Source organism: Xanthomonas citri pv. mangiferaeindicae (genome assembly GCA_002240395.1).
GTDB lineage: Bacteria > Pseudomonadota > Gammaproteobacteria > Xanthomonadales > Xanthomonadaceae > Luteimonas > Luteimonas citri_A.
Genome location: CP016836.1, coordinates 1,776,739 through 1,800,383, shown reverse-complemented (window position 1 = coordinate 1,800,383; position 23,645 = coordinate 1,776,739). Strand labels below are relative to the sequence as shown.

General features: G+C 70.1%; 21 protein-coding genes. 14 read left to right on the top strand and 7 right to left on the bottom strand.

The window, feature by feature from the left end:
• Positions 1–444: 444 nt before the first annotated feature.
• Complete coding sequence (locus BEN78_07770; GenBank protein ID ASR43285.1) at positions 445–1,731, bottom strand: putative DNA modification/repair radical SAM protein; 1,287 nt, start codon at positions 1,729–1,731, stop codon at positions 445–447.
• A 205-nt stretch (positions 1,732–1,936) separates the two neighbouring features.
• Here BEN78_07770 and BEN78_07765 point away from each other — a divergent pair, with 205 nt between their 5' ends.
• The 6 genes from BEN78_07765 (at position 1,937) to BEN78_07740 (ending at position 9,018) form a co-directional block, all read left to right on the top strand.
• Complete coding sequence (locus BEN78_07765) at positions 1,937–2,758, top strand: hypothetical protein (GenBank protein ID ASR43284.1); 822 nt, start codon at positions 1,937–1,939, stop codon at positions 2,756–2,758.
• 47 nt (positions 2,759–2,805) lie between these two features.
• Complete coding sequence (locus tag BEN78_07760) at positions 2,806–5,298, top strand: cytochrome c oxidase subunit I (protein ID ASR45007.1); 2,493 nt, start codon at positions 2,806–2,808, stop codon at positions 5,296–5,298.
• The gene (locus tag BEN78_07755) at positions 5,295–5,660 is read left to right on the top strand and encodes a hypothetical protein (protein ASR43283.1); all 366 of its coding nucleotides are present in this window, start codon (positions 5,295–5,297) and stop codon (positions 5,658–5,660) included. The genes BEN78_07760 and BEN78_07755 overlap by 4 nt, the downstream gene beginning before the upstream one ends.
• Positions 5,661–5,679: 19 nt before the next feature.
• Positions 5,680–6,219: a hypothetical protein gene (locus BEN78_07750; GenBank protein ASR43282.1), complete on the top strand. Its 540-nt coding sequence runs from the start codon at positions 5,680–5,682 to the stop codon at positions 6,217–6,219.
• A gap of 169 nt (positions 6,220–6,388) precedes the next feature.
• Positions 6,389–8,068 (top strand): hypothetical protein, encoded by a 1,680-nt coding sequence (locus BEN78_07745; GenBank protein ASR43281.1) that lies wholly within the window; start codon positions 6,389–6,391, stop codon positions 8,066–8,068.
• Positions 8,065–9,018, top strand: coding sequence for a hypothetical protein (locus tag BEN78_07740; protein ASR43280.1), 954 nt, complete (start codon positions 8,065–8,067; stop codon positions 9,016–9,018). Before BEN78_07745 ends, BEN78_07740 begins: the two co-directional genes overlap by 4 nt.
• A 110-nt stretch (positions 9,019–9,128) precedes the next feature.
• Here the strand turns inward: BEN78_07740 and BEN78_07735 are convergent, their stop codons facing one another.
• Complete coding sequence (locus BEN78_07735) at positions 9,129–9,554, bottom strand: hypothetical protein (GenBank protein ID ASR45006.1); 426 nt, start codon at positions 9,552–9,554, stop codon at positions 9,129–9,131.
• A 240-nt stretch (positions 9,555–9,794) separates the two neighbouring features.
• Here BEN78_07735 and BEN78_07730 point away from each other — a divergent pair, with 240 nt between their 5' ends.
• From BEN78_07730 to BEN78_07710, 5 genes are all read left to right on the top strand, one after another.
• Positions 9,795–10,613, top strand: a complete 819-nt coding sequence (locus BEN78_07730; protein ASR45005.1) for a hypothetical protein — start codon at positions 9,795–9,797, stop codon at positions 10,611–10,613.
• A gap of 100 nt (positions 10,614–10,713) precedes the next feature.
• Entirely contained in the window at positions 10,714–11,925 is a 1,212-nt protein-coding gene (locus tag BEN78_07725; GenBank protein ID ASR43279.1) for a hypothetical protein, read from the top strand.
• The gene (locus BEN78_07720) at positions 11,922–12,917 is read left to right on the top strand and encodes an aldo/keto reductase (protein ID ASR43278.1); all 996 of its coding nucleotides are present in this window, start codon (positions 11,922–11,924) and stop codon (positions 12,915–12,917) included. Before BEN78_07725 ends, BEN78_07720 begins: the two co-directional genes overlap by 4 nt.
• Positions 12,918–13,181: 264 nt before the next feature.
• A complete protein-coding gene (locus tag BEN78_07715) occupies positions 13,182–14,270 on the top strand; it encodes a hypothetical protein (GenBank protein ASR43277.1) in 1,089 nt (362 codons plus the stop codon).
• A 113-nt stretch (positions 14,271–14,383) separates the two neighbouring features.
• Positions 14,384–15,454 (top strand): endonuclease, encoded by a 1,071-nt coding sequence (locus tag BEN78_07710; GenBank protein ASR45004.1) that lies wholly within the window; start codon positions 14,384–14,386, stop codon positions 15,452–15,454.
• A 20-nt stretch (positions 15,455–15,474) separates the two neighbouring features.
• Here the strand turns inward: BEN78_07710 and BEN78_07705 are convergent, their stop codons facing one another.
• From BEN78_07705 to BEN78_07690, 4 genes are all read right to left on the bottom strand, one after another.
• Positions 15,475–15,846, bottom strand: coding sequence for a hypothetical protein (locus BEN78_07705; protein ID ASR43276.1), 372 nt, complete (start codon positions 15,844–15,846; stop codon positions 15,475–15,477).
• Positions 15,847–15,919: 73 nt separating this feature from the next.
• On the bottom strand, positions 15,920–16,468 hold the full coding sequence (locus tag BEN78_07700; protein ID ASR45003.1) for a hypothetical protein: 549 nt from the start codon (positions 16,466–16,468) through the stop codon (positions 15,920–15,922).
• Positions 16,469–16,551: 83 nt separating this feature from the next.
• On the bottom strand, positions 16,552–17,367 hold the full coding sequence (locus BEN78_07695; GenBank protein ASR43275.1) for a hypothetical protein: 816 nt from the start codon (positions 17,365–17,367) through the stop codon (positions 16,552–16,554).
• An 87-nt stretch (positions 17,368–17,454) separates the two neighbouring features.
• Positions 17,455–18,654, bottom strand: coding sequence for an MFS transporter (locus tag BEN78_07690; GenBank protein ASR43274.1), 1,200 nt, complete (start codon positions 18,652–18,654; stop codon positions 17,455–17,457).
• A 169-nt stretch (positions 18,655–18,823) separates the two neighbouring features.
• On the opposite strand from BEN78_07690, the gene BEN78_07685 reads away from it, so the two are divergent.
• Positions 18,824–19,435 (top strand): flavodoxin, encoded by a 612-nt coding sequence (locus tag BEN78_07685; GenBank protein ID ASR43273.1) that lies wholly within the window; start codon positions 18,824–18,826, stop codon positions 19,433–19,435.
• 24 nt (positions 19,436–19,459) lie between these two features.
• Here BEN78_07685 and BEN78_07680 read toward each other — a convergent pair whose 3' ends face one another.
• Positions 19,460–19,669: a hypothetical protein gene (locus tag BEN78_07680; protein ASR43272.1), complete on the bottom strand. Its 210-nt coding sequence runs from the start codon at positions 19,667–19,669 to the stop codon at positions 19,460–19,462.
• A 147-nt stretch (positions 19,670–19,816) separates the two neighbouring features.
• Between BEN78_07680 and BEN78_07675 the strand changes: the two genes are divergently transcribed.
• Together BEN78_07675 and BEN78_07670 are read left to right on the top strand one after the other, a co-directional pair.
• Positions 19,817–20,608, top strand: a complete 792-nt coding sequence (locus BEN78_07675) for a hypothetical protein (protein ASR45002.1) — start codon at positions 19,817–19,819, stop codon at positions 20,606–20,608.
• A gap of 155 nt (positions 20,609–20,763) precedes the next feature.
• Positions 20,764–23,535 carry a hypothetical protein gene (locus BEN78_07670; GenBank protein ASR43271.1) on the top strand — a complete coding sequence of 924 codons (2,772 nt, stop codon included), beginning with the start codon at positions 20,764–20,766 and terminating at the stop codon, positions 23,533–23,535.
• The last annotated feature ends 110 nt before the right edge of the window (positions 23,536–23,645 follow it).

Sequence of the window (23,645 nt, the reverse complement as noted above, 5' to 3'; positions counted from 1 at the left end):
GAGGGCGGCGCAGGCGAGTTCGCCGCAGCGTGGGGCTGGCCTCTTCCCATCAACGGACGCGCGGTGCGCTTGCCTCCTTCCCCCGTTTACGGGGGAAGGCTGGGATGGGGGCGAACCCACAGGGCACTGCGATCGGAACGTTGGCCCCCTCCCAACCCTCCCCCGTAAACGGGGGAGGGCTGCATCGGCGCGTTCGCCGCAGCGTGATGCTCGCCTGTTTGCATCATCGACGGCCACCCACTGCGCTTGTCCCCTTCCCCCGCTAGCGGGGAAGGTTGGGATGGGGGCAAGCCGACAGGGCGCTGCGATCGGAACGTAGGCCCCCACCCAACCCTCCCCCGTATACGGGGGAGGGCACAAGGACGTGTTCTTCGCGCACGTTCTAAGGAGCTCATCCGAACTCGAGGGTCTGGGAGATGCAGAAGTGCCATGCGTCGCAGGCCATCAGAACAGGCTCGCCTGGCGCGGTTGCGGGGCCAGTTCGCTGCGCAGGCGGACGGGATCGTCGAGGCGCTGGCGGGGATGGTGACCGGGCACGACGACGAACGGCATGACCTTCTTCAGCGGCACGCGCAGCCGCGCCAGATCGTCCAGGCGCAGGGCCCCGTGCGGACGCGCGGCGATGATCCGCTCGACATTGCGCGCGCCCAGCCCCGGCACGCGCAGCAACATCTCGCGCGGTGCGCGGTTGACGTCGACCGGGAAACGCGTCGGGTTGCGCAGGGCCCAGGCGAGCTTGGGATCGACATCGAGATCGAGCATGCCCGCCTCGGTGCCGTCCGCGGCCGGCGCGCCTTCGGCGGCAGGCTCGGGCGTGATCTCGTCGACATCGAAGCCGTAGAAGCGCAGCAGCCAGTCGGCCTGGTAGAGCCGGTGCTCGCGCAACAGCGGCGGTGCCTGCAGCGGCAGGGTCTTGGAGGCGTCGGGAATCGGACTGAAGGCCGAGTAATAGACGCGACGCATGCGGTAGGTGCCGTACATGCGGCTGCTCGATTCGAGGATGCGACGATCGTTGGCGCCGTCGGCACCGACGATCATCTGCGTGCTCTGCCCGGCCGGCGCGAACCGCGGCGCTTTGGCCCGGCGCACGCCCACGGCCTGGCGCTTGGCGCGGCGCGCATCCTTGTCTTCGTCGATGCGCCATTTGAGCTCGCCCATCGCGCCGTGGATGCCGGCGTGGGTTTTTTCGGGCGCCAGTGCCGACATGCCGGCCTCGGTCGGCAGCTCGATGTTGATGCTGAGCCGGTCGGCGTAGCGGCCGGCCGCGGCGAGCAGCTCGGGGGCGGCGTCGGGAATGGTCTTGAGGTGGATGTAGCCGCCGAAGCGATGGTCCTGCCGCAGGCTGCGCGCGACCTCGACCAGTTGCTCCATCGTGTAGTCGCCGTTGCGGATGATGCCGCTCGACAGGAACAGCCCTTCGATGTAGTTGCGCTTGTAGAAATCCAGCGTCAGGTCCACGACCTCCTGGGTCGTGAAGCGCGCGCGGCGCACGTTGCTCGACACCCGATTGACGCAGTACGCGCAGTCGAACACGCAGAAGTTCGTCAGCAGGATCTTGAGCAGCGACACGCAGCGGCCATCGGGCGTGTACGAGTGGCAGATGCCCATGCCTTCGGTACTGCCGATGCCGCCGGTCTTCGACGAGTCGCGCCGGTTCGCACCGCTCGACGCGCAGGAGGCGTCGTACTTGGCGGCGTCAGCGAGCACGGCGAGCTTGTCGGTTAGGTTCACCGACGCACCGTGACAGGTCCAGGTCTCAATCCGTGAGACGGCATCGTCACCGCGCTGAACCGCGGCGGCGGGAGCGCGTGTCCGCCAAGCCGGTCGCCGACTCTTGCCGCGCCGCGGCGCGCACGACAGCGCGCATTCACATCGCGTGGCCGCAGCGGCCGTTAGCGTGCAGCGCGGGTGGTGTCGATCGACACGACCGCGGCGCGTGCATCCCAGGGGCGGCATCATCGAGCATCGGAACCGACAACCACGGCGCCTTCGCGCCCGCATCGCCGCCGGCGTCGCGCTGAGCGGCCTCGCGCTGGCCGGCTGCGCCGGTCCGCAATCGGCGCTCGCCCCCGCCGGCCCGGCCGCGGCGCAGATCGCCTTTGGCTGGTGGCTGATGGCCGGCGCCTTCACCGTGGTCTGGGCGCTCGTGCTCGCGCTGCTGTGGCGTGCGCTGCGCCGCCGCGAGGCCGGCCAGGCGCTGCGGCAGCCCGAGCGCCTGGTGGTGTGGGGCGGCCTGGTGCTGCCGACGCTGGTGCTGACCGCGCTGCTGGTCTACGGCAGCCTGACCAGCGCGCGGGTGACCGGGGTGGGCGCGACGCCGGACATGGTCGTCGAGGTGACCGCCCGGCAATGGCAATGGCATTTCCGCTATCGCGATCGCGATGACACGGTGCTGGGCGAGAGTGTCGACGCACTGGCGATGCCACTGGGCCGGATGGTCGAGTTCCGCATCACCAGCGAGGATGTGATCCACAGCTTCTGGATTCCAAGACTCGGCGGCAAGATCGATGCGATCCCCGGCCGCGTCAACGTCCTGCGCCTGCGCGCCGACGCGGCCGTGCCGATGCGCGGCCAGTGTGCGGAGTTCTGCGGCCTGGAGCATGCGCGCATGCTGTTCCCGGTGCGGGTGATGGCGGCCGAGGCGATACCCGCGTGGCTGGCCGCGCAGCCGCCGGCGCAGGCCGACGAGCCGCCGTCGGCGCGGGCCCCGGCCGGGCGCGCGCCGCCGCGCCACCGCGCTTCGGAGAACGTGCTGTGAGCGGCGGCCTGGGGCCCGATCCGGTGCTGCCGTCGCCGGGCGACCGCCTGCGCCACGCCGAGCGGCTGGCGCTGCTCGAGCGCGTGTGGTCGAACGGACGCGGCCTGGTCGGCCAGCTGACCGCGGTCAACCACTCGACGATCGCGATGCGCTTCATCGTCACCGGCTTTGCGTTTCTGCTGATCGGCGGAATGCTGTCGATGTTCATCCGGCTGCAGCTGGCCTGGCCCGGCCTGCAGGTGCTCGACCCCGAGCGCTATGCCCAGTTCGTGACCATGCACGGCACGACGATGATGTTCCTGTTCGCGGTGCCGATCATGGAAGGCTTCGCGATGTACCTGATCCCGAAGATGCTCGGCTCGCGCGACCTGCCGTTCCCGCGGCTGTCGGCATTCGGCTGGTGGTGCTATCTGTTCGGCGGCCTGTTCCTGTATTCGAGCTTCCTGTTCGGCGCGGCGCCCGACGGCGGCTGGTTCATGTACACGCCACTGACCGACGCGACCTACTCGCCGGGCAAGGGTGCGGATTTCTGGCTGATCGGCGTGACGTTCGCCGAGATCGCGGCGGTCACCGCGGCGGTGGAGCTGATCGTGGCGATCCTGATCACGCGCGCGCCGGGCATGGACCTCACCCGCATGCCGGTATTCGCCTGGGCGGTGCTGGTGACCGCTTTCATGATCGCGTTCGGCTTTCCGCCACTGATCCTGGCCAGCCTGCTGCTGGAGATCCAGCGCGCGTTCGACTTCGCGTTCTTCGAGGTCGCGCGCGGCGGTGACCCATTGCTGTGGCAGCACCTGTTCTGGTTGTTCGGCCATCCCGAGGTCTACATCATCTTCCTGCCGGCCGCCGGCGTGGTGTCGATGGTGGTGCCGACCTTCGCCCGCCGCCCGATCGTGGGCTACACCTGGATCGTACTGGCGCTGGTGGCGACGGGCTTTCTGAGCTTCGGCCTGTGGGTGCACCACATGTTCGCGGTCGGCATCCCGTTGCTGGCGCTGGCGTTCTTCAGTGCGGCGAGCATGATGGTGGCCATCCCGACCGGCATCCAGGTGTTCGCGTGGATCGCCACGCTGTGGTCGGGCAAGCCGTGGCTGCGCGTGCCGATGCTGCACATCGTCGGCTTCTTCGTGGTGTTCGTCTGCGGCGGGCTGACCGGAGTGATGTTGGCCTTCGTGCCGTTCGACTGGCAGGCGCACGACACCCATTTCGTCGTCGCGCATCTGCACTACGTGCTGATCGGCGGGCTGATGTTTCCGATGTTCGCCGGGCTCTACTACTGGCTGCCGCTGGCGAGCGGGCGCATGCCGTCCGAATCGCTGAGCCGCAGCGGCTTCTGGCTGGTGTTCATCGGCATGAATCTGACGTTCCTGCCGATGCATCTGACCGGCCTGGTCGGGCTGCCGCGGCGCGTCGACAGCTATGCGATGGAGCTCGGCGTGCACTGGCTGAATCTGGTCTCGACCGCGGCCGGCTTCGTGCTGGCGGTCGGCGTCATCGCGATCCTGATCGATGTGGCGCTGTGCTTCGTGCTCGGTCGCCGCGCCGACGCCAATCCCTGGCAGGCCGGCACGCTGGAATGGGCGCTGCCGCGACCGGTGCCGGCGTACAACGTCGCCTCGGTGCCCGAAGTCGGCGATCGCTACCCGTTGTGGCACCGTCCGGCGATCGCCGACGAGGTCGCCCGCACCGACGGTCTGCTCGGCGAGGCACACGACGGGCGCCGCGAGATTCTCGGCACGGGCATTCAATCGGCGCGCCCCGAACAGGTGATCCGGGTCTCGACCTCGACCTGGTGGCCGCTGCTGGCGGCGCTGTCGATCGGCGTGTTGCTGACCGGCTTCATCACCTCGCAGTATTGGCTGTCGGTGCTGATGCTAGGACCGCTGATCGGCCTGTTCCTGGTCTGGGCCTGGACCACGGGCGACCGCCACGCGCCGGCGTCGATCGAGGTCGCACCCGGCTTGACCCTGCCGACGCAGGCGGCGGCACGCAACGCGCCGGGCTGGTGGGCGCTGGTGGCGACGTTGCTGATCGATGGCTCGCTGTTCGCTTCGCTGGTGTTCGCGTACTTCTACCTGTGGCTCAACGCACCGGCCTGGCCAGCCGGCGGCGCACAGCTGGCGGCCTGGGCGCCGACGCTCGCCGCACTCGCCGCGCTGACGGTGCCCCTGCTGTCGGCATGGGCCGCGCCGCGCGCGCTGCGCGCCGGGCGGCGCGGGACCGCGATCGCCTGGCACGGGGTCGCCCTCGTCGCCGGCGCTGCCTTCCTCGCGCTGCACCTGCCGACGATCTGGCAGTCGACCGGTGCGCCCCAGGTCCATGCCTACGCGTCGGTGGTCTGGACGCTGACCGGCTTCCACGCGGTGCACGTCGTTGTGGCGATGCTGATCGGCGGCTTCGTCGCACTGCGCATCCACCGCGGCCATGTGGACGCGGTACGCAACTTGGAGTCGCGCGTGGCCGCCGGCTTCTGGCGCTACGCGGTAGGCCAGGGCGTGGTCGCCTGGGGCGTGCTGCACCTGTTCCCGAGGTGGCTATGAGCCGGGCCGAGGGTCGCCTGGGTCTGACCCGCATGGCCATGCCGCTCGCGGTCTGGGCGCTGCATTTCGTCGTCGTCTACAGCTTGCAGGGGCTGGCCTGCGCGCGCGGGCTGGGCCGCACGCCGGTCGCGGGGCTCGAGGCCATGACCTGGGCGCTGTGGGGCGTGACACTGCTCGCGCTACTGGGCATCGCGTGGTCGGGCTGTGTGGCCTGGCGCGCACGTCAGGCCGCCGCGCCGACCCGCCCGCCGGGCGACCGCCGACATTTCCTGCCCTTGCTGACCGCGCTGGTCGCGCTGGTCGCGGCCATCGGGGTCGTGTTCACCGCGCTGCCGGTCGCGCTGCTGCCCACTTGCGCCTGACGCGCCCAACGAGACCCTGATGCGCAAGGACCTGAAACAACCCGTCCCCAAGACCCAAAGCCACACGGTCGAGAGCGTGGTGGCGATCGCCAAGCACCCGATCCATCCGATGCTGGTGACGTTCCCGATCGCGTTCCTGTCGATGGTCGTCGTCGCCGACGGCCTGTACCTGTGGCTGCGCGTGCCGTTTTGGGCGGAGCTGGCGTTCTGGCTCAATGTCGGCGGGCTGGGCTTTGGCGTGTTGGCCGGGATCGTCGGCACGATGGACATGATGTCGATCCGCGTGGTGCGGCGGCACGTCTCGGCCTGGAACCATTTCATCGTCGCGGTCATGGTGCTGGCGATGGCCGCGCTCGGCGTGTGGTTGCGCCTGCCCGACCCCGTGGCCGCAGTGTGGCCCTGGGGCCTGTTGTCGTCGGCGGTGATGGCGCTGCTGGTGGCGGTCGCCGGTTGGCTCGGTGGCACGCTGAGCTTTCGCCACGGCGTCGGGGTCTACGGCGACGAGGAGGCGGACACGCCGAAAGGCCGCGACCTGGAGAAGACCCCGCCAGCGGAGTGATCAGGTCGGTCGATGCCGGGCCCATGCGGCATGGCATGCGGCACGCGCGACCAATGCCCGATCACGCGAAGGCTGAATGCGGCTGAGCAACCCCACAGGGCGCTGCGCCTGCGCCGGCCCGGGGCCTGCGATATTCTGCACGCTCTCGGGGAGAGCACGCGGCACAGGCATGGGGATGGTGGCTCGTTGGGCGGCGGCGGCCTTGCTGTGGGCGTGCGCGACCGCGACGTATGCGCAGGCCTGGACACTGCAGCGCCTGGACGATGCAACGGCGAGCGCCGATGCGCCGCCGGCGGACACGGCCGGCCCGCTGCGACCTAACCGCCCCGACATGTTGTTCGAGCGCGAGCGCGGCGGCGTGTGGTGGAAGCTCACCAGCCGGATGGATTTTCCGGCCGACGAGGCGCCCAAGCTGCTGCTGTACACGCCCTTCCTCAACCAGATCGAGGCGTGGCCGCCAGGCGCGGACACGCCCTCGCGGCACGGGGTCTACGGCGCGCATGCCGACGACCGCTATTCGCCGCGCGCGCTGGTCATCGACCTGCCCGATGGCCTGCGCGCCGGCCAGACCGTGTGGCTGCGGGTCATCGCCAACGGGTCGATTCCGATGCACGTCGATATCGCGCCCTTGGCGCAGGTGCAGCGCGAGGACCTGCACTACGCCTACCGGCGCGCCTTCAGCCTCGGCGCGACGACGGTGCTGTTGTTGCTGGCCGCCGCGTTCTGGTTGCGCCTGCGCGAACGCGCGCACCTGTACTTCGCCGCGAATCTGACCTGCGTGTTGACCTATCTGCTGGTACTGGGCGGCGAGGCCCGCGACATCCCGCTGCTGGAGGCGGCATTCGGCGAATCGCTGCAGCCGCAGCGCGTGCTGGCCTCGCTCGGCGGTCTGTTCGCGATCCTGTTCCAGGCGCGCTATCTCGACGTGGATCGCCATCTGCCGCGGATCGCGATCGTGCTGCGCGTCTGTGCGGCGGCGATGGCCGCAATCGCCTGCGGCCATGCGCTGTTCGACAGCCGGTTGCTGTCCTATCTGGGCAATCTCGGGCTGATGGTGTCGTCGGTAATCCTGCTGCTGGTCGCGTGGGTCCAGGCCTGGCGCGGCCAGCGCGAGGCCCGGATCCTGTCGATCGCCTGGCTGCCGCTGCTGGGCTTCTGCATCCTGCGCACACTCGAACTGATGGGCGCCTGGAACGCGCCGGCGTGGGTCGGCAGCGGCATGGATCTGGGCCTGGCCACCTCTGGCCTGTTGCTGACACTGGGCCTGGCCGATGCGATGGTCGAGATGCGCCGCGACCGCGACCGCGCCAGCCGGTTGGCGATGGTCGATGGGTTGACCGGCGTGGCGAGCCGCAGTGCGATCGAACAGCGCTTGGCCGCGGAGATCGCACAGGCGGATGCACGCGCGACACCGCTGTCGGTCGCGTTCATCGACCTCGACCGGTTCAAGGCCATCAACGATCGCCATGGCCACGCACTGGGCGACGAATGCCTGCGGATCGTTGCCGCCCGTGCCCGCAACCGCCTGCATGATCGCGATGCACTGGGCCGCTACGGTGGCGACGAGTTGCTGGCCGTCCTGCCCGGGGCCACGCTCGCGCAGGCGGGAGCGACGGCACAGGCGATCTGCACCGCCGTGCGCACCCATCCGCTGTCGGCCGGTGACCAGACGGTGTCGTTGTCGCTCAGCATCGGCGTGGCGCAGTTCGTGCCTGGCGAAGCGATGGCGACCCTGCTCGCACGCGCCGATGCCGCGCTGTACATCAGCAAGGCCAACGGTCGCGACCGCGTCAGCATCGCTCCACCCCCCGTTTCCCTTCCCAACGCCCACCTGGACGCTCGCGCATGACCCAGACCCACGACACATCGACACCGCCGCCGGCCACCGAGCAGGACCTGTTGCCCGGCGACATCCTGCTGATGCTCAGCAGCGGTCAGCTCTCCACGCTGATCGCCTGGTGCGGCGACAGCATCTACAGCCATGCCGCGATCGTGGCCGACCAGGGCGATCTGATCGAGGCGGCCGCCTCGGGTGTGCGCCGGTATCCGCTGGCGCAGCGCCTGGTCGACACCACCGAGATCGTACTGATCGACGCCTATCGTCCGCTCGCGCACGACGGCAGTGCCCTCAACGAGGCCGACCGTGCCAGCGTGCTGGCCAAGGCCGAGTCGATGATCGGCATTCCCTATCCGGTCGATGCGCTGGCGTTTCTGGGCGTGGTCGTCGCGGTCCGCGGCAAGTGGCCGCAGAACTGGCTGGCACGCATCGTCGTGCGCGAAGCGCTCGACCATCTGATCCAGGACAATCCGAGCCACATGATCTGCAGCGAGGTCGTCTATCGCGCCCTCGCCGAGTGCGATGCACAGCCAGTGGGCCGGCTCGCACCGCGCATCGTGATGACCGGGCCGACGCATCTGCCGTTCCCCAAGATCGATGCCAAGGCACTGCTCGAAGAGGTCTGGGGGCTGCTGCATCCGCAGCGCCAGCAGGCGCTGGCGGCCATCCGCACCCACCTGCAGACCGATCCGAAGGCGGCGACCCCGCCGCTGCAGGGCGCGCCGGCCGACGCCGCATTGCGCGAACGCGCCAATGCCGTGCGCGATCGGCTGGGCCTGTCGGTACTGCCGATCACCGCCAACGTGGACGATGCCGGCGCCCTGCTCGAAGAAGCCTCGGCCGAGACGCCTGCCCGAGCGATCCCGCACCCCAATCCCAAACTGGTGATGCCGCTCGATCTGGCCAGTTCGCCGTCGCATACGCAGATCGGTCGTTTACTGCAGGCCGACACCGTCCAGTGACAGGCAGCGGTGCGCCCCACTTCGGGGCGCACTGCATCAAGGCGCATGCAGCGCGCGTTGCCGGTGGCGTCCACGTGATCGAGCCCCGCTTCGACGTCCGTGTACCGCCGTCAGTGGGACGGGGCCGACGCCTGCGGCGGTGGCGGCAGATCGCCGATCGTGTGCGGCTTGGCGCCGGTCAGCGCGGCGATCGACAACAGCAACACCAGCGGCACCCAGCCGATTGCGCGGTAGAACGCTGGCCCGTGGTGGTCGCGGTCCTGGCCCAGCTCGTACAGCAGCAGGCCGAAGTACAGGTGCAGCAACACCGCTGCGGCGACAACGACAAGCTTGAGTACCAGCCACGCCCCACTGGGGCCGAACGCGATCAGCACGCCGCCGGCGACGATCGTCACCAGCGCGGCCGGCGTCATGACGCGGAAGAACAGCGTATTGGTGACCGGATTCCAGAACGCGGGCTCGGCGTCGATCTCGCGTCGGTGTCGCGCCACGAACAAGCGCGGCAGGAAGAACAGCCCGGCAAACCAGACCGTCATCGCGAGGATGTGCAGCACCTTGAGCCAGAAGTACACCGGCGACTCCGGGACGGGGATCCACGCAGCCTAGGACATCCGCGATCAAGCCGACGTGGGCGAGGGCCCGCACCGCATCGATGGCGGGCCGCTGCCACCGCCGTCGCGACCTGGCCGCTGCTAGGCTTGCCGGCGATGTCGCGCCTCGCCTGTCGCTGTCTGCTCCTGCTTGTCGCCTGCGCCGGCACGTCGGCGATCGCCGCCGTGCCCGAGGGACCGCCGCCCACGCTCGCCAGCGCATGGACGCTGTCGCCGTGGACGCTGCTGCCGCTGCTCGCAATGGCAGGCCTGTATGCACGCGGACTTGCGCGGCTGTGGCGTGGCGCCGGCGTCGGCCGTGGCGTATCGCGCGGCGAGGCCAGCGCATTCGCAGCCGGTGTGCTCGCGTTGGCAGTGGCGATGGTCTGGCCGCTGGACGCCTTCGCCGCCTACGCGCTGTCGGCGCACGTGGCCCAGCACATGACGCTGCTCGCCCTGGCACCGCCGCTGTTGCTCGCGGGTCGACCATTCGCGATCGCCGCGTCCGCGTTGCCAAGACGCTGGTCCGCGCACCTGCACCGCGGCCTGCATCGGCCGTTGTCGTCACTGAGCACCGCGCTCGCGCCCGCGGCCGTGGTGCATGCCGCCACGATGTGGCTGTGGCACTTGCCGGGTTCGACCTCGGCCGCGCTTGCCGATACGACGCTGCACCGCGCGATGCACGCCAGCTTCCTGATCGCCGGGCTGTGGTTCTGGGCGGCAGTGTGGCGTCGGCTGCGCGCACCCGACGCCGGCGCCGTCGGCGGACTCGTCGCGCTGGTGGCGGTGATGATGCAGATGGGCTTTCTTGGCGCGCTGCTGACCTTCGCACCGCGGCTGCTGTACCCGGTCTACACCGACCGCGCACTGCTGATCGGCCTCGACCCGCTGCGCGACCAGCAACTGGCCGGGCTGTTGATGTGGGTGCCCAGCTGTGTGCCCTACATCGTGGTCGGGCTGTGGCTCGTGATCGCGTTGCTGCACCGGATGCGACGCCGCGGCTGAAGCGCAGGTGCGGTGCGCAGGCCAAGCGCCGCGCGCTCCACATGCCATCGACCGGTGCTCGGGCAGGATCGCCGCTTTCCCGTTTCGACGCGGAGGCAAGATGACGCTGGACTGGCATTACCTGGCCGCTGTGGCTTGGCCGCTGGCGGCGGCGTTGCTGCTCGGCCTGATCGTGCACTGGGCGCTGCGCGCACTGCGCCGCACCGCGCGCCGCCATGCGCAGGATCACTTGCGCGCGCGCATCGCGCAGGTGGTGGCGATTCCGGCTGCGGTCGCATTGCCGCTGCTGTTCCTGGCGATCGCATTGAACTACACGCCGCTCGATCGCGACGTGGTGCGGTCGCTGCGTCACGGGCTCGGAATCGGCGGGATGCTGTGCCTGACCTGGCTGCTGGCGCGCGTGGTGGGTGCGGTCGAGGCGCGCATCCTGCGCGAGCACCCGGTCGATGTCGAGGACAACCTCGCTGCGCGGCGCATCCAGACCCAGACCCGCGTCATCAGCCGTGTCGTGCAGGGCACGGTGATCCTGGTCGGTGTGGCGCTGGCACTGATGACCTTTCCGCAGGTGCGCCAGGTCGGCGCCGCGCTGCTGGCCTCGGCCGGCATCATCGGCCTGGTGGCGGGTATCGCCGCCCAGCCGGTGTTCGGCAACCTGATCGCCGGGCTGCAGATCGCGTTGGCCCAGCCGATCCGGCTCGACGACGTGGTCATCGTCGAAGGCGAATGGGGCCGCATCGAAGAGATCACCTCGACGTATGTCGTGGTGCGGATCTGGGACGAGCGCCGCCTGGTGGTGCCGCTGCAATGGTTCATCTCCAACCCGTTCCAGAACTGGACACGCACCAGCGCGCAATTGCTCGGCACCGCCTTCCTGTGGCTCGACCACCGTGCGCCGATCGCGGCGATCCGTGCGGAACTGCAGCGGCTGTGCGAAGCCGATCCACGCTGGGACCGCCGCGTGTGCGTGACCCAGGTCACCGAGACCGACAAGCACACGATCGAGGTCCGCCTGCTGGTGAGCGCGCGCAACTCGGGCGAGCTGTTCGACCTGCGCTGCGCCGTCCGCGAAGGCATGCTGGCGTTCCTGGCCGCGCATCATCCCGAAGCGCTGCCGCGGCTGCGCAACGACGTCGAGGACGTCGGTGCGCGGCGGACCCGGCCCACGCAGCCGACGTCCGCGCCCGACCATGCCGATACCCGCTCGCCCGGCGCCGAGACCGTGACCGCCGCCGACCGCGAAGCCGAGGCGGCACGCGAAGCCGCGGCCACCCCCTCGCCTCCCCTTTCCCCCGACCCTGGAGCCACACCATGAAGACCCGTCAACTCGGCCTCGGCGGCCCCGCCGTCTCGGCGCTCGGCCTGGGCTGCATGGGCATGAGCGCGTTCTACGGCGGCCGCGAAAGCGACGCCGACGCCATCCGCGTCATCCACCACGCGCTCGATCAGGGCATCACCTTGCTCGACACCGCCGACATGTACGGCCCGCACACCAACGAATCGCTGGTTGGCCGGGCGCTGCAGGGCCGCCGAGACGACGCGTTCGTGGCGACCAAGTTCGGCATCCGACTCAACCCGGACGATCCCCAGGCGCGCAGCGTCGACGGGCGGCCCGAGTACGTGATGGCCGCCTGCGAGGCGAGCCTGTCGCGGCTGGGCATCGAGACGATCGATCTGTACTACCAGCACCGTGTCGATCCCCAGGTGCCGATCGAGGACACCGTCGGCGCGATGGCGCGCCTGGTCGAGCAGGGCAAGGTCCGTCATCTCGGCCTGTCGGAAGCGTCTGCGCAGACCCTGCGCCGCGCCTGCGCGGTGCATCCGATCACCGCGCTGCAGAGCGAGTACTCGCTGTGGTCGCGCGACCCCGAGACCACCGGCACGCTGGCCGCCTGTCGCGAGCTGGGCGTGGGCTTCGTCGCCTACTCGCCGCTGGGCCGCGGCTTTCTGACCGGCACGATCCGCACCCCCGACGACTTCGAGGCGGACGATTACCGCCGTCATTCGCCGCGTTTCCAGGGCGAGAACTTCGACCGCAACCTCGTACTGGTCGAACAGGTGCAGGCGATCGCGCAGGACTACGGGGTCACCCCCGGGCAGCTCGCGCTGGCCTGGGTACTGGCGCAAGGCGAGGACATCGTGCCGATCCCCGGCACCAAGCGCCTGGAATTCCTGGATGAGAACATCGCCGCACTTGCCATCGGGCTGACCGACGACGATCTGGCGCGCATCGACGCGATCTTCCCGCCCGATGCCGCCGCCGGTACACGCTACCCGCAGGCAGGCATGGCCGCGCTCGGCCGCTGAGCGCGGCGCGGCGATTGCCGTCGCGCCACGGAATCGCCGCGGGAATTTGACGCGTCGCGAACGCGCCCGCGCGCACCGTCGCGTGACGGCATCGCCCCGACGCCCGCGCCACCGCGGCGTCGGGCGCTCCCGATCTTGAGGAGATGCCGCGCGGCCGGCCGCCCAGGTGGGCGGCGCATCCTCAGTGGGTGTCCACACGGCCGTTCCACGGGCACCGCACACGGTGCGCCGCCGCCATCGCCGCCCATCGGCGAGGAGACCGCGATGCACGACCGCAAAGATGACACCCCCGGCACCTCGGAAATGAAGGCCTTCGGCGAAGAGCTGCTGGCCACGGGTGCGCGCTACATCGACGCCGGCAGGCGCTGGCTGAGCGAGAGGAGAGACCAGATGGCATCCCGAGACGGCGACGAGGATCGCCACACCCCTGGCCCGCACGGAGGACGCCGCGCCTATCGCGACGCGCCCTATCGCGGCGACGGCCAAGGCGACGGCGGGTACGGTGACCCAGCCGTGGCCCAGCAGCACGACTGGCGCCGTCAGCAGGGCCCGCGCGGCCGCCACGATGCGCGTGACCACGCCAGCGAAGGCTACGGCGCCGGCGCGCCCTATGCCCAGTTCGCACGCGGACAGCATTCCGACGACGATCGGGCTGGCAGCGGCCGCGCCTACGGTGCGGGCGGCGGTCGCGGCGACCTGCGCGACGGCGACGACCGCCTGACGGACTGGGGCCATCGCAGCCCGCACTGGTTCAACGATGTCGATCACCTGGGCGGCGCGCCCGATTTCGCGCATTTCGGCGCCTACGACCGCGAAGGTCGGGTTGGCCGTGCGACACCGCGCGGCGATACCGGGCGCGCGCCCGGACGCGGCTGGCGCGGCGTCGGCCCGAAGGGCTATGTCCGTTCCGATGCGCGGATCACCGAGGACATCTGCGAACGGCTCACCCACAGCGATGAGATCGATGCACGTGAGGTCTCGGTGCGGGTCCACGACGGCGTCGTAACGCTCGAAGGCCACGTCGAGCAGCGCTGGACCAAGCACCGCATCGAGGACATCGCCGAAGGCTGCGCGGGGGTCAAGGACGTCGAGAACCGCATCCGCGTGCGTGACGCAGGACGCTGGCAGACCGGAAGCGACACGGGGTCGGCCACCTCGGGCGGGGATGCGTCGGGCAGTGCCACCTCGACCGGCACATCGACCTACGTACCCCCTGCGGCCGGCCCCGGCGCGGCGGGGCCGCTGTCGACCGCTGCACGCCAACATGACACTGGCCACAGCACCGGCGACTTGGCCTCCAGCGCGCAGCGCGGTGGCGGGCCCTCGTCGCAAGGCGACGCGGGGACGCGCTGACGCCCTCCGCCAGGGCGCTTGCCCTGCCTTGCACCACCGGCCCCCGCCGCATTCACATCGGCGCGGGCCGGCATCGCGGATAGTCCGGCCTCCCTCCCGCCGGCCCGTCCATGCTGACCCCCGTCTTCGCGATCGCCACGATGGTGCTGGCGATCGCCACCCTGATGCCCACCATCCGCAGTGGCGCGTGGTGGATCCGCGGTTTCGATTTCCCGCGCCTGCAGCTGCTGGTGCTCTCGATCGCCGTGCTGGCAGCGCAGATGGTGCTGCAGCCGATCGACGATGCATGGACCACCGCAATCGTCATCGTCAATGCCGGCTGTGTGCTCTGGCAGGCTTGGTGGATCGTCCCCTACACCCGGCTGCGGCGGCCCGAGGTCGCCGACGCCCCCGCCGACGCGTGCTCGCGCATCCGCCTGCTCGCCAGCAATGTGCTGATGCACAACCGCGACACTGCGCCGCTGGTGGCGCTGGTGCGCGAGCACCGCCCCGATGTGCTGATCGCGGTGGAGACCGACCGGCACTGGGAGCGCGCGCTCGATGGCCTACAGGATCTATTGCCGCATGCGCTGCGCTGCCCACTGGACAACCTGTACGGCATGCATCTGTACGCGCGCCTGCCGCTGCACGATGCCAAGGTGCGCTACCTGGTCGAAGACGACATCCCGTCGATGCATGTCACGCTCGAGCTCGACGATGGCCAACGGGTCGTGCTGCACGCCCTGCACCCCCGCCCGCCGAGCCCGACCGAGGCCGACAGTTCGCAGGACCGCGACGCCGAACTGGTACTGGTCGGGCGCGCCGCGCGCGAGGCCGAACATCCTGTGATCGTCGCAGGCGACCTCAACGATGTGGCGTGGTCACGGACCACACGTCTATTCCGCAAGGTCAGTGGCCTGCTCGATCCCCGCATCGGGCGCGGCATGTACAACACCTTCCACGCACGGCTGCCGGGACTGCGCTGGCCACTCGACCATCTGTTCCACAGCCGGCACTTCACCCTGGCATGCATGCGCCGGTTGCCGGCCATCGGCTCGGACCATTTCCCGATCCTCGTCGAGTTGGCACTCGCGCCCGGCCACAATCCGCGCGACGCGGGTTTGTCACCGGATGCGCAGGCACGTGCCGATGCGCAGGCGGCCGTCGAGGGCGCCGATCCCAACGTCGCCGCCGCGCCGCGCTGATCGCAGCGTAGGCGGACGCCTCAACGGTCCAGTCGGGCGCGCAGGTCGCGCAGGTCCTGCCGGGCGATGTCGCGCAACGTGGCATCGCGCCAGGCCTGGGCCGCATCCGGACCGGCCTGCGCGCTACGGCGCTCGTACTCGGGCTGCATCTGCTCGATCCGCAAGGCGCGGATGCGGCGGTACTCGGCTTTCAGCGACGAGGCGCGCCGGATCGGCCAGGACTCGCCGATCGGCTGCGCCCACGGTTGCGGTTCGACGGCCAACGTGGCGACGACGTCGGTCTGCGCCGCGGCGGCGCCGTCGCCGGCCCAGGCCGGCAATCCACAAGCCAGTGCGAGCAGCGCGGTGGGCACGGCCCAACGCTGCGCGCGACCTCTGACGATCTCGTCCATCGCACCCTCCACGCGCTGACGATAGCCGAGACGCTAGCACCGAATCGGCGACGGTGGTGTGCAGACCGCGCGTTCAGGCGCCGGGGCGCAGGTCCAGCCCCAGCGCGTGGCCGATCGTGCGCACGCCATCGTCGTCGTCGCGCAGCGCGATCGCGCCGGCGAACGTGTCGTCGCCGGTCTCCCAAGTCCACAGCGTGTAGCCGGCGACCCGCAGCTGGTCATACGCCGTGCCGAGCAGCATCGACGGCGGCACATCGACCAGGGCATCGGCATCGGTGGGGTCTTCCAACGCCCAATCGATCTCGACGCGGAAACGCGCGGACAGCTCGACCAGCACCTCGATCAGCGCGACGCGATCGTCCTCGTCGATCCGGAAGCTCGACTGCCAGTCGGTCACGCGTCCCAGCGCGTCGCGCGCGGCATCGGCGTCCGGATCGGGCGGCAACGCCTCCTGCCAGGCGAGGAACTGCTGGCGCGCCGCCTCCTCGTCGCCGGGATTGATCAGCAACAGCCACTGCCAGGCGATCGCCTCGAGGTCGGCGTCCGGGTCGTCCTCGGCGTCGGCACGGCCATCGGCGAGAAACGCGAAATTGTCGTCGGGGTCGAACTCGGTCTCGGGCAGGGACATGACGGGCAGATCGGCATGGGGGGCGTGCAGTGTGCCGCTGTCGCGGCGGCGCTGCAGCCCCCGTGCCGGATGGCCGCTCAGCGCGTCCGAGGCTTGGACGTGCCGCCCGCCTTCTTCGCCGGCACCCTGGCGGCGGCTGTCCGGCCGGTGGTCTTGCTAGCCGTCGCCTTCTTCGCGCTCGTCCTGGCGGTCTTCGTCTTGGTGGCGGCCTGCTTCGAGGCCGCTTTCTTCGTCGCGGTCTTCTTCGTGGCCGTCTTCGTCGTCGGGCTGGTGTTCGTCGCGGACTTGCCGGCCGCGGCTCGCGTCGTGGATGCCGTCTTCGATGCTGTCCGAGCCTGGTGGCTGCGCGTCTTGCGCGAGGGCGGCGGGCGCGAGGTCTTGCGATCGCCGCGCAGGTCGACGATGCGGTTCTCGCCCATCGCGTCCTTGCGCTTGGTCACGCGCGCGGTGGCGAATGCGATCGCCTTGCCGATCAGCGTGCCGGGCGCATCCCAGTACTCGGCGGTGTGGGCTTCGACCTCGACCAGGGCGAGATTCGGATCGTCGATGCCGCCCGGGAAATAGGCCTTGAGCGCGTCGTTCCAGAACGCCACCACCTTGGCGCGATCGTCGCTGACCCGCGCCTGGCCCGAGACCGACACATAGGTGTTGCGGCGCTGCGAGGCATAGGCCAGGTTGACGTTGGGATTGCGCGCGATCTCGTCGATCTTCGGACTGTCGGCGGCGACGAAGAACCAGATCCGCTCGCCGTCGAACTGCGCCTTCTGCGTCGACAGCGGCCGACTGACCAGCGCGCCACCCCGGGCGACAGTGGTGAACATCGTGATGTCGATATCGTCGATCAGCGACGCGATCGTCGCCGCGTCTTCTTCGGCCTTGCTGGGCGATGCCATCGGGTACTCCGCGTGTCGAGGGTCGGCGTCGAGTGTCGACGTCGGCCAGCGCCGCGGACGTGAAGACAGCACGCAGCGCGCGCGTCGCTAACCTGCGCTCGGCACCGGCTGCCGCCGCTCGTCGCGGCGCGCCCAGGCGTAGATCAGCAGGCCGGCCGTCGCTGTCGCCGCGCCCACCCATCCGGTCGAGGTCCAACCCAGCCCCGCACTGATCGCCAGTCCGCCCAGCCAGGGACCGAGCGCATTGGCGGTGTTGAATGCGGCGTGGTTGGATGCGGCTGCAAGCGTCTGCGCATCGCCGGCCACGTCCATCAACCGGGTCTGCAGCACCGGTGCCAGTGCGCCCATCGTGCCAAGCGCGACCACGGCCGGCAGGATCGACCACGTTGCCTGCGCCGCCAGCGGAAACAACAGCAGCACCAGCAGCGACCACGCCAGGATCACTGCCGCGGCGCGGAACTGCAGCCGGTCGAACAGCCAGCCGCCGGCCACGTTGCCGATGATCGCGCCGACGCCGAACGCCGCCAGTGCCACCGGGATCCAGGTCTCGGCGACGCCGGTCACCTCGATCAGCGTCGGCGCGAGATAACTGAAAACGCAGAACATGCCGGCGAACCCGATCGCACCGATCGCCAGCGCCAGCCAGACCTGGGACCGATTGAATGCGCGCAACTCGCGCATCGGCGATTGGCCCGGCGCTACGGGATCGGGTGCGAGGAAGCGCGCCACCAGGACCACGGTGACCAGCGCGATCGCCGCCACCAGCGCGAACGTCCAGCGCCAGCTCGACAGCTGACCGAGCCAGGTCGCCAGCGGATTGCCGACCAGGATCGCGATCGACAACCCCAGCAGCACGCGGCTGACCGCCGTGCCGCGCTGGTCGGGCCGGCTGATCGAGGCGGCGACCAGCACCGCGGTGCCGAAGTAGGCGCCATGCGGCAGGCCGGCAACGAAACGCGCCACCAGCATCGCCGCATAGTTGGGCGCCAGCGCACTGGCCAGGTTGCCCACTGCATAGAAGCCCATCAGTGCCAGCAGCAAGCTGCGCCGCGGCAGACGGGCGCCGAGGATCGCCAGCAACGGCGCGCCAACGACCACGCCGAGCGCATAGCTGCTGATCAGATGGCCGACGTCCGGTTCGCTGACGCCAAACGCGCGCACCAGATTGGGCATCAGGCCCATCATTGCGAATTCGCTGGTGCCGATCGCAAACCCGCCCAGGGCGAGCGCAAACAGGATTGGCGTGGCAGCGCGGCTGGGCAGCGACGCGGGCGAGGCGCTGGCCATCGCAAGTCTCCGGCAAGGACGACCGCGCATTATGTTGCATCGCAGCAAGCATCTGGGATGCCGCGTATTGCAACGGTGCGTGCGCGTTCATGCGGATCGCATGCCGACGACGCGCTCTGGACGGCCGAATGCCGACATTGGCGCTCCCGTCCCCTTTGCGAGTCACGCCATGACCCTGTCCGCCTTTGGCCTCAACTGCACGCTCAAGTCAGGCGCCACGCCCTCCTCGACGCAGAAGATGCTCGACGCGGTGCTGGCCGCACTCGCGCGGCACGACGTGCGCACCGACAGTGCGCGCGTGGCCGATTTCGACGTGCGCCCGGGCGTGACCGCCGACGAGGGCGACGGCGACCAATGGCCGCAGCTGCGCCGCCGGATCATGGAGGCGCAGATCCTGGTCCTCGCCACGCCGATCTGGATGGGGCATCCCTCGAGCCTGGCCCAGCGTGTGCTCGAACGCCTGGACGCGGTGCTCGGTGAGATCGATGACGACGGCGTCTATCCGACCTTCGGCAAGGTCGCCATCGCCGCGGTCGTCGGCAACGAGGACGGCGCCCACTTCGTCCATTCCCAGCTCTACCAGGGCCTGGCGGATGTGGGATTCACGCTGCCGGCCGTCTCGCCGCCGTACTGGGTCGGCGAGGCGATGGGCAGTACCGACTTCAAGGATCTCGACACGATCCCGGACAAGGTCGACGAGACCATCCGCACCATCGCCAGCAACGCCGCGCACTTGGCGCGCCTGCTGGCCGAGCGGCCCTATCCCAAGCCCGAGCGTTGACGCGACCGCCGCAATGGGCGCCGCTCAGCGGTCGCTCGCCCCGTCGTCGGCCGCCGGATCGGTGTGATCGGGCCCGGTGGGGTCGGGATCGGGCACGCGCTGCGCGCCGCCACCGCGTCGCGGCATGCGGTCGTCGCCGACCGGCGACCAGGCGTTGCGGTCGCCGCTGCCGTGCGGATAGCTGCGCGGCTGGCTGGGGATCGGGGCGTCGTCAGGGGGATCTTTGCGGGTCATTGCAGTCTCGGTCTCGACTCGGTGGAGGCAGCTTCCTGCCGCTGGCGCCGCGCCGCCGTGAGCGCGCACCCGGACTTGCGCGTCGCGCCTGCAGGGGATGCGCCCAGCCTCACGTCGCCGCGCGCCGCGGCCTGCTACGACATCGGCATGGCCCAGGTTCCTGACCGTTCGCCCCAGCCTGCGCCGCGGATCGGCTGCGCCGGCTGGTCGATCGCCTCGCGCGATGCCGCACTGTTCGAAGACGGCGCCAGCATGCTGTCGCGCTATGCCACGCGGTTCGACCTGGTCGAGATCAATTCTTCGTTCTATCGGCCGCACCGGCGGACGACCTACGAGCGCTGGGCGGCCAGCGTGCCGGCGGGCTTCCGCTTCAGCGCAAAGCTGCCGCGTACGATCACCCACGAGCACCGCCTGCGTAGCTGCGGTCCACTGCTCGACGCCTTCCTGGAGGCGGCGACCGGCCTGGGGGACCGGCTCGGCTGCCTGCTGGCGCAGTTGCCGCCGAGTCTGGCGTTCGATGCGCGTAGCGCCGCGACGTTCCTGGCGATGCTGCGCCGCCGCTGGGCGGGCGGCCTGGCCTGCGAGGTCCGGCATGCCAGCTGGCTGACGCCGCGAGCCGAGGCGCTGCTGCAGCGGCACAGGGTAGCGCGCGTGGCCGCGGACCCGGCGCGGCATGGCGCCGACGCCCAGCCCGGCGGCGACCCGGCCCTGGCCTATTGGCGCTGGCACGGCACACCGCAGATCTACCGCAGCGCCTACGATGCGGCAGCCCTCGATTCGCTGGCTGCGGCCATCGCCATGCACCCGGCGAGCGATCACTGGGTCGTGTTCGACAACACCGCCGCCGGCCATGCCACTCGCAATGCGGCCGCGCTGCAGGACCGCCTGCAGGTGGGGCCGACCAACGATGCCGGTCCGCGGGCACGCCGACGCAAGTGAGGCCGCGGGTCCCGGTGCGACGCCCGGTCTCGGTCATCATCCCCCACCACTGGGACCTATGGCAGGATGCGGCCCGTCCCGAGCTGCGCGTCCCGCTGTTGAACCCGCCCGCTGCCTGTCCCACCAGCATTGATTTTCTGCCCGCACACGGCGTGATGGCGGGCCGTATTGCTGCCTTCGACTGGTCGACGACGCCGCTGGGGCCGCTGCAGGCCTGGCCGCAGTCGCTGCGCACCACCGTGGCGCTGATGCTCGATTCGCGCTTCGCGATGTGCCTGAGTTGGGGCCCGGAGCTGACGTTCCTCTACAACGACGCCTATGCCCCGATGCTCGGCGCCAAGGAGTCCGACGCGCTGGGCCGGCCGATCGCACGGATCTGGCCGGATGTCTGGGACGACATCCTGCCGCTGATCGAGCAGGCGATGTCCGGCACGTCGACTTCGCACGAGGACATGCCGCTGACGATGCTGCGCCACGGCTACCCGGAAGAGACGTATTGGACGTTCTCCTACACCCCCGTGCGCGATGAACAGGGAGGGATTCCGGGGTTCCTGAACATCACCACTGAGACCACGCACAAAGTCCTCGCGCAGCGGCGACTTGAAGCCGAGGCCGAACGTCTGGGCCGGCTGTTCGACCAGGCGCCGAGTTTCATGGCGATGCTGCGCGGGCCCGAGCATCGCTTCGAGCTGGCCAATCCCGGCTACCGGCGCCTGGTCGGCGATCGCGACCTGATCGGTCGCAGCGTTGCCGAGGCCCTGCCCGACGCGGTCGAACAGGGCTTCAAATCGCTGCTCGACGATGTCTACGCGACCGGTCGCGCGTTCTCGGCCAGCGGTGCCCGCTTCGTCGTCCAGGCCACCCCGGGCGGGCCATCGGTCGAGCGTTACCTCGATTTCGTCTATCAGCCGGTCACCGACGAACGCGGCGTGATCGGGATCTTCGTCCAGGGCGTGGATGTCACGGCGCGCGCGCTGGCCGATGAGGCCTTGCGTGAACGCGAAGCGGAATTGCGCATGCTCAACAGCGATCTGGAGCGCCAGGTCGTCGCCCGTGCGCGCGAACGCTCGCTGACCTGGCAGGTGACGCCTGACCTGCTCGCAGTCGTCGACGCCGACGGCTGCATGCAGACGACCAACCCGGCCTGGGAGCAGATGCTGGGCTGGCGCGCCGACGAACTCGCAGGCCAGCCGTGGTGGGCATTCGTCGATGCGGACGACCACGACGTCACCCGTAGCGTGCTCGACACGTTGCGCGCCGGCAAACCCGTGCTGCGCTTCGAGAACCGCTGGCGCACGCGCGCTGGCGGCGTGCGCACGCTGTCGTGGGTGGCCACGCCCGAAGGCGGTCGTTTCTATTGCAGCGCGCGCGACGTCACCGACATCAAGGCCGCTGCCGACGCATTGGCACGATCGCAGGCGCAGCTGCGTACGCTGTTTGAGACCAGCTACCAGCTGCAGGCGATGTGCACGCCCGACGGCACACTGACCGATGCGAACCAGACCGTGCTCGATGCGATCGGGGTCGAGTTCGAGGCCATCGTCGGCCGGCCGCTGTGGGAGACGTCCTGGTTCAGCACCACGCCGGGCATGTCCGAGCGCATCCGCAGCCTGTTCAACGAAGCCACCCGCGGCGGCACCGCGCGCGCCGAGATCGAGGTCGAGCTGGCGTCCGGGCGGCGCGTGCACGACCTGTCGATCCGCCCGATCCGCGACGCCGGCGGGCGAATCATTGCGGTCGTGCCCGAAGCGATCGACACCACCGAGCGACGCAACGCCGAAGAAGCGCTGCGTCAATCGCAAAAGCTCGAAGCGATGGGCCAGCTGACCGGTGGCGTTGCGCACGATTTCAACAACCTGCTCACGCCGATCTTCACCGCCCTCGAGCTTGCCGGTGACCCCGATGCCCGGCCTGAACGTCGTGCGCGCATGATCGCGGTCGCGCAGCGCTCGGCCGAACGCGCGGCCACACTGGTGCAGCGCCTGCTGGCCTTCGCAAGGCGGCAGCCGCTGCAACCGGTGGATGTGGAGGTCGGTCCGCTGGTCGCGGGCATGGCGGAACTGATCGCAAGCTCCAGTAGCCCGCGCGTGCGACTGGTGCTCGACATCGCCGAGGACCTGGCACCGGCGATCGCCGACCCCAACCAGTTGGAGATGGCGCTGCTCAACCTCAGCGTCAACGCCTGCGACGCGATGCCCGATGGCGGTGTGCTCACGCTCGGCGCACGCAATGCGCGGATGGATGCCGACACGCGCGCCGACGGCCTGCCGCCCGGCGACTACGTCGTCGTCTCGGTCGCCGACACCGGTCACGGCATGGACGAGGCGACGCGCGCGCGCGCCGTCGAGCCGTTCTTCTCGACCAAGGGCATCGGCCGCGGCACCGGCCTGGGCCTGTCGATGGCGCACGGCCTGGCCTCGCAGCTCGGCGGCCGGCTGGCGATCGACAGCGCCCCGCAGCGGGGCACCACGATGGAACTCTGGCTGCCGGTGGGCACCCGCCGCGCAGCCGCGAATGCAGACAGCAACGAGGACGATCACGTGAACACGACAGACGAACACCGCGGTACCGCGCTCGTGGTCGACGACGAGGACGCCGTGCGCATGTGCACCGCCGACGCGCTCGACGACATGGGCTACCGCGTGATCGAGGCCGGCTCGGCCGAAGAGGCGCTGGCCGCGCTCGAGGGCGGCCTGGCCCCCGATGTGCTGGTCACCGACCATCTGATGCCCGGCATGACCGGCGCCGAGCTGGCAAGGACCGTACGCGATCGCTTGCCGGGCACCGCGGTGGTCATCGTCTCGGGCTACACGAGCATGGCCGAGTTCGACCCCGGTCTGACGATCCTGGGCAAGCCGTTTCGACAGCAGGAGCTCGTCGCCAGCGTCGAGGCCGCGACCGCATCGCTGCAGTCGGCCGTGGCCTGAGCCCACCCGCCGGCGCGCATTCGACGCGCCGCACGTAGGGGTGAAGCCAAGCGACGCGACTTCGACACGGCCCGCGCCACGCTGGGCGCATGAGCTGGCCACTGACGTCC

What these genes read in the sequence shown, in the direction of transcription:
- BEN78_07690 (ASR43274.1), bottom strand. Translation starts at nt 18,654, where the DNA reads ATGGCCAGCGCCTCGCCCGCGTCGCTGCCCAGCCGCGCTGCCACGCCA.
- BEN78_07705 (ASR43276.1), bottom strand. Translation starts at nt 15,846, where the DNA reads ATGGACGAGATCGTCAGAGGTCGCGCGCAGCGTTGGGCCGTGCCCACC.
- BEN78_07725 (ASR43279.1), top strand. Translation starts at nt 10,714, where the DNA reads ATGACGCTGGACTGGCATTACCTGGCCGCTGTGGCTTGGCCGCTGGCG.
- BEN78_07720 (ASR43278.1), top strand. Translation starts at nt 11,922, where the DNA reads ATGAAGACCCGTCAACTCGGCCTCGGCGGCCCCGCCGTCTCGGCGCTC.
- BEN78_07755 (ASR43283.1), top strand. Translation starts at nt 5,295, where the DNA reads ATGAGCCGGGCCGAGGGTCGCCTGGGTCTGACCCGCATGGCCATGCCG.
- BEN78_07740 (ASR43280.1), top strand. Translation starts at nt 8,065, where the DNA reads ATGACCCAGACCCACGACACATCGACACCGCCGCCGGCCACCGAGCAG.
- BEN78_07675 (ASR45002.1), top strand. Translation starts at nt 19,817, where the DNA reads ATGGCCCAGGTTCCTGACCGTTCGCCCCAGCCTGCGCCGCGGATCGGC.
- BEN78_07750 (ASR43282.1), top strand. Translation starts at nt 5,680, where the DNA reads ATGCGCAAGGACCTGAAACAACCCGTCCCCAAGACCCAAAGCCACACG.
- BEN78_07735 (ASR45006.1), bottom strand. Translation starts at nt 9,554, where the DNA reads ATGACGGTCTGGTTTGCCGGGCTGTTCTTCCTGCCGCGCTTGTTCGTG.
- BEN78_07715 (ASR43277.1), top strand. Translation starts at nt 13,182, where the DNA reads ATGCACGACCGCAAAGATGACACCCCCGGCACCTCGGAAATGAAGGCC.
- BEN78_07680 (ASR43272.1), bottom strand. Translation starts at nt 19,669, where the DNA reads ATGACCCGCAAAGATCCCCCTGACGACGCCCCGATCCCCAGCCAGCCG.
- BEN78_07745 (ASR43281.1), top strand. Translation starts at nt 6,389, where the DNA reads ATGGGGATGGTGGCTCGTTGGGCGGCGGCGGCCTTGCTGTGGGCGTGC.
- BEN78_07670 (ASR43271.1), top strand. Translation starts at nt 20,764, where the DNA reads ATGGCGGGCCGTATTGCTGCCTTCGACTGGTCGACGACGCCGCTGGGG.
- BEN78_07695 (ASR43275.1), bottom strand. Translation starts at nt 17,367, where the DNA reads ATGGCATCGCCCAGCAAGGCCGAAGAAGACGCGGCGACGATCGCGTCG.
- BEN78_07685 (ASR43273.1), top strand. Translation starts at nt 18,824, where the DNA reads ATGACCCTGTCCGCCTTTGGCCTCAACTGCACGCTCAAGTCAGGCGCC.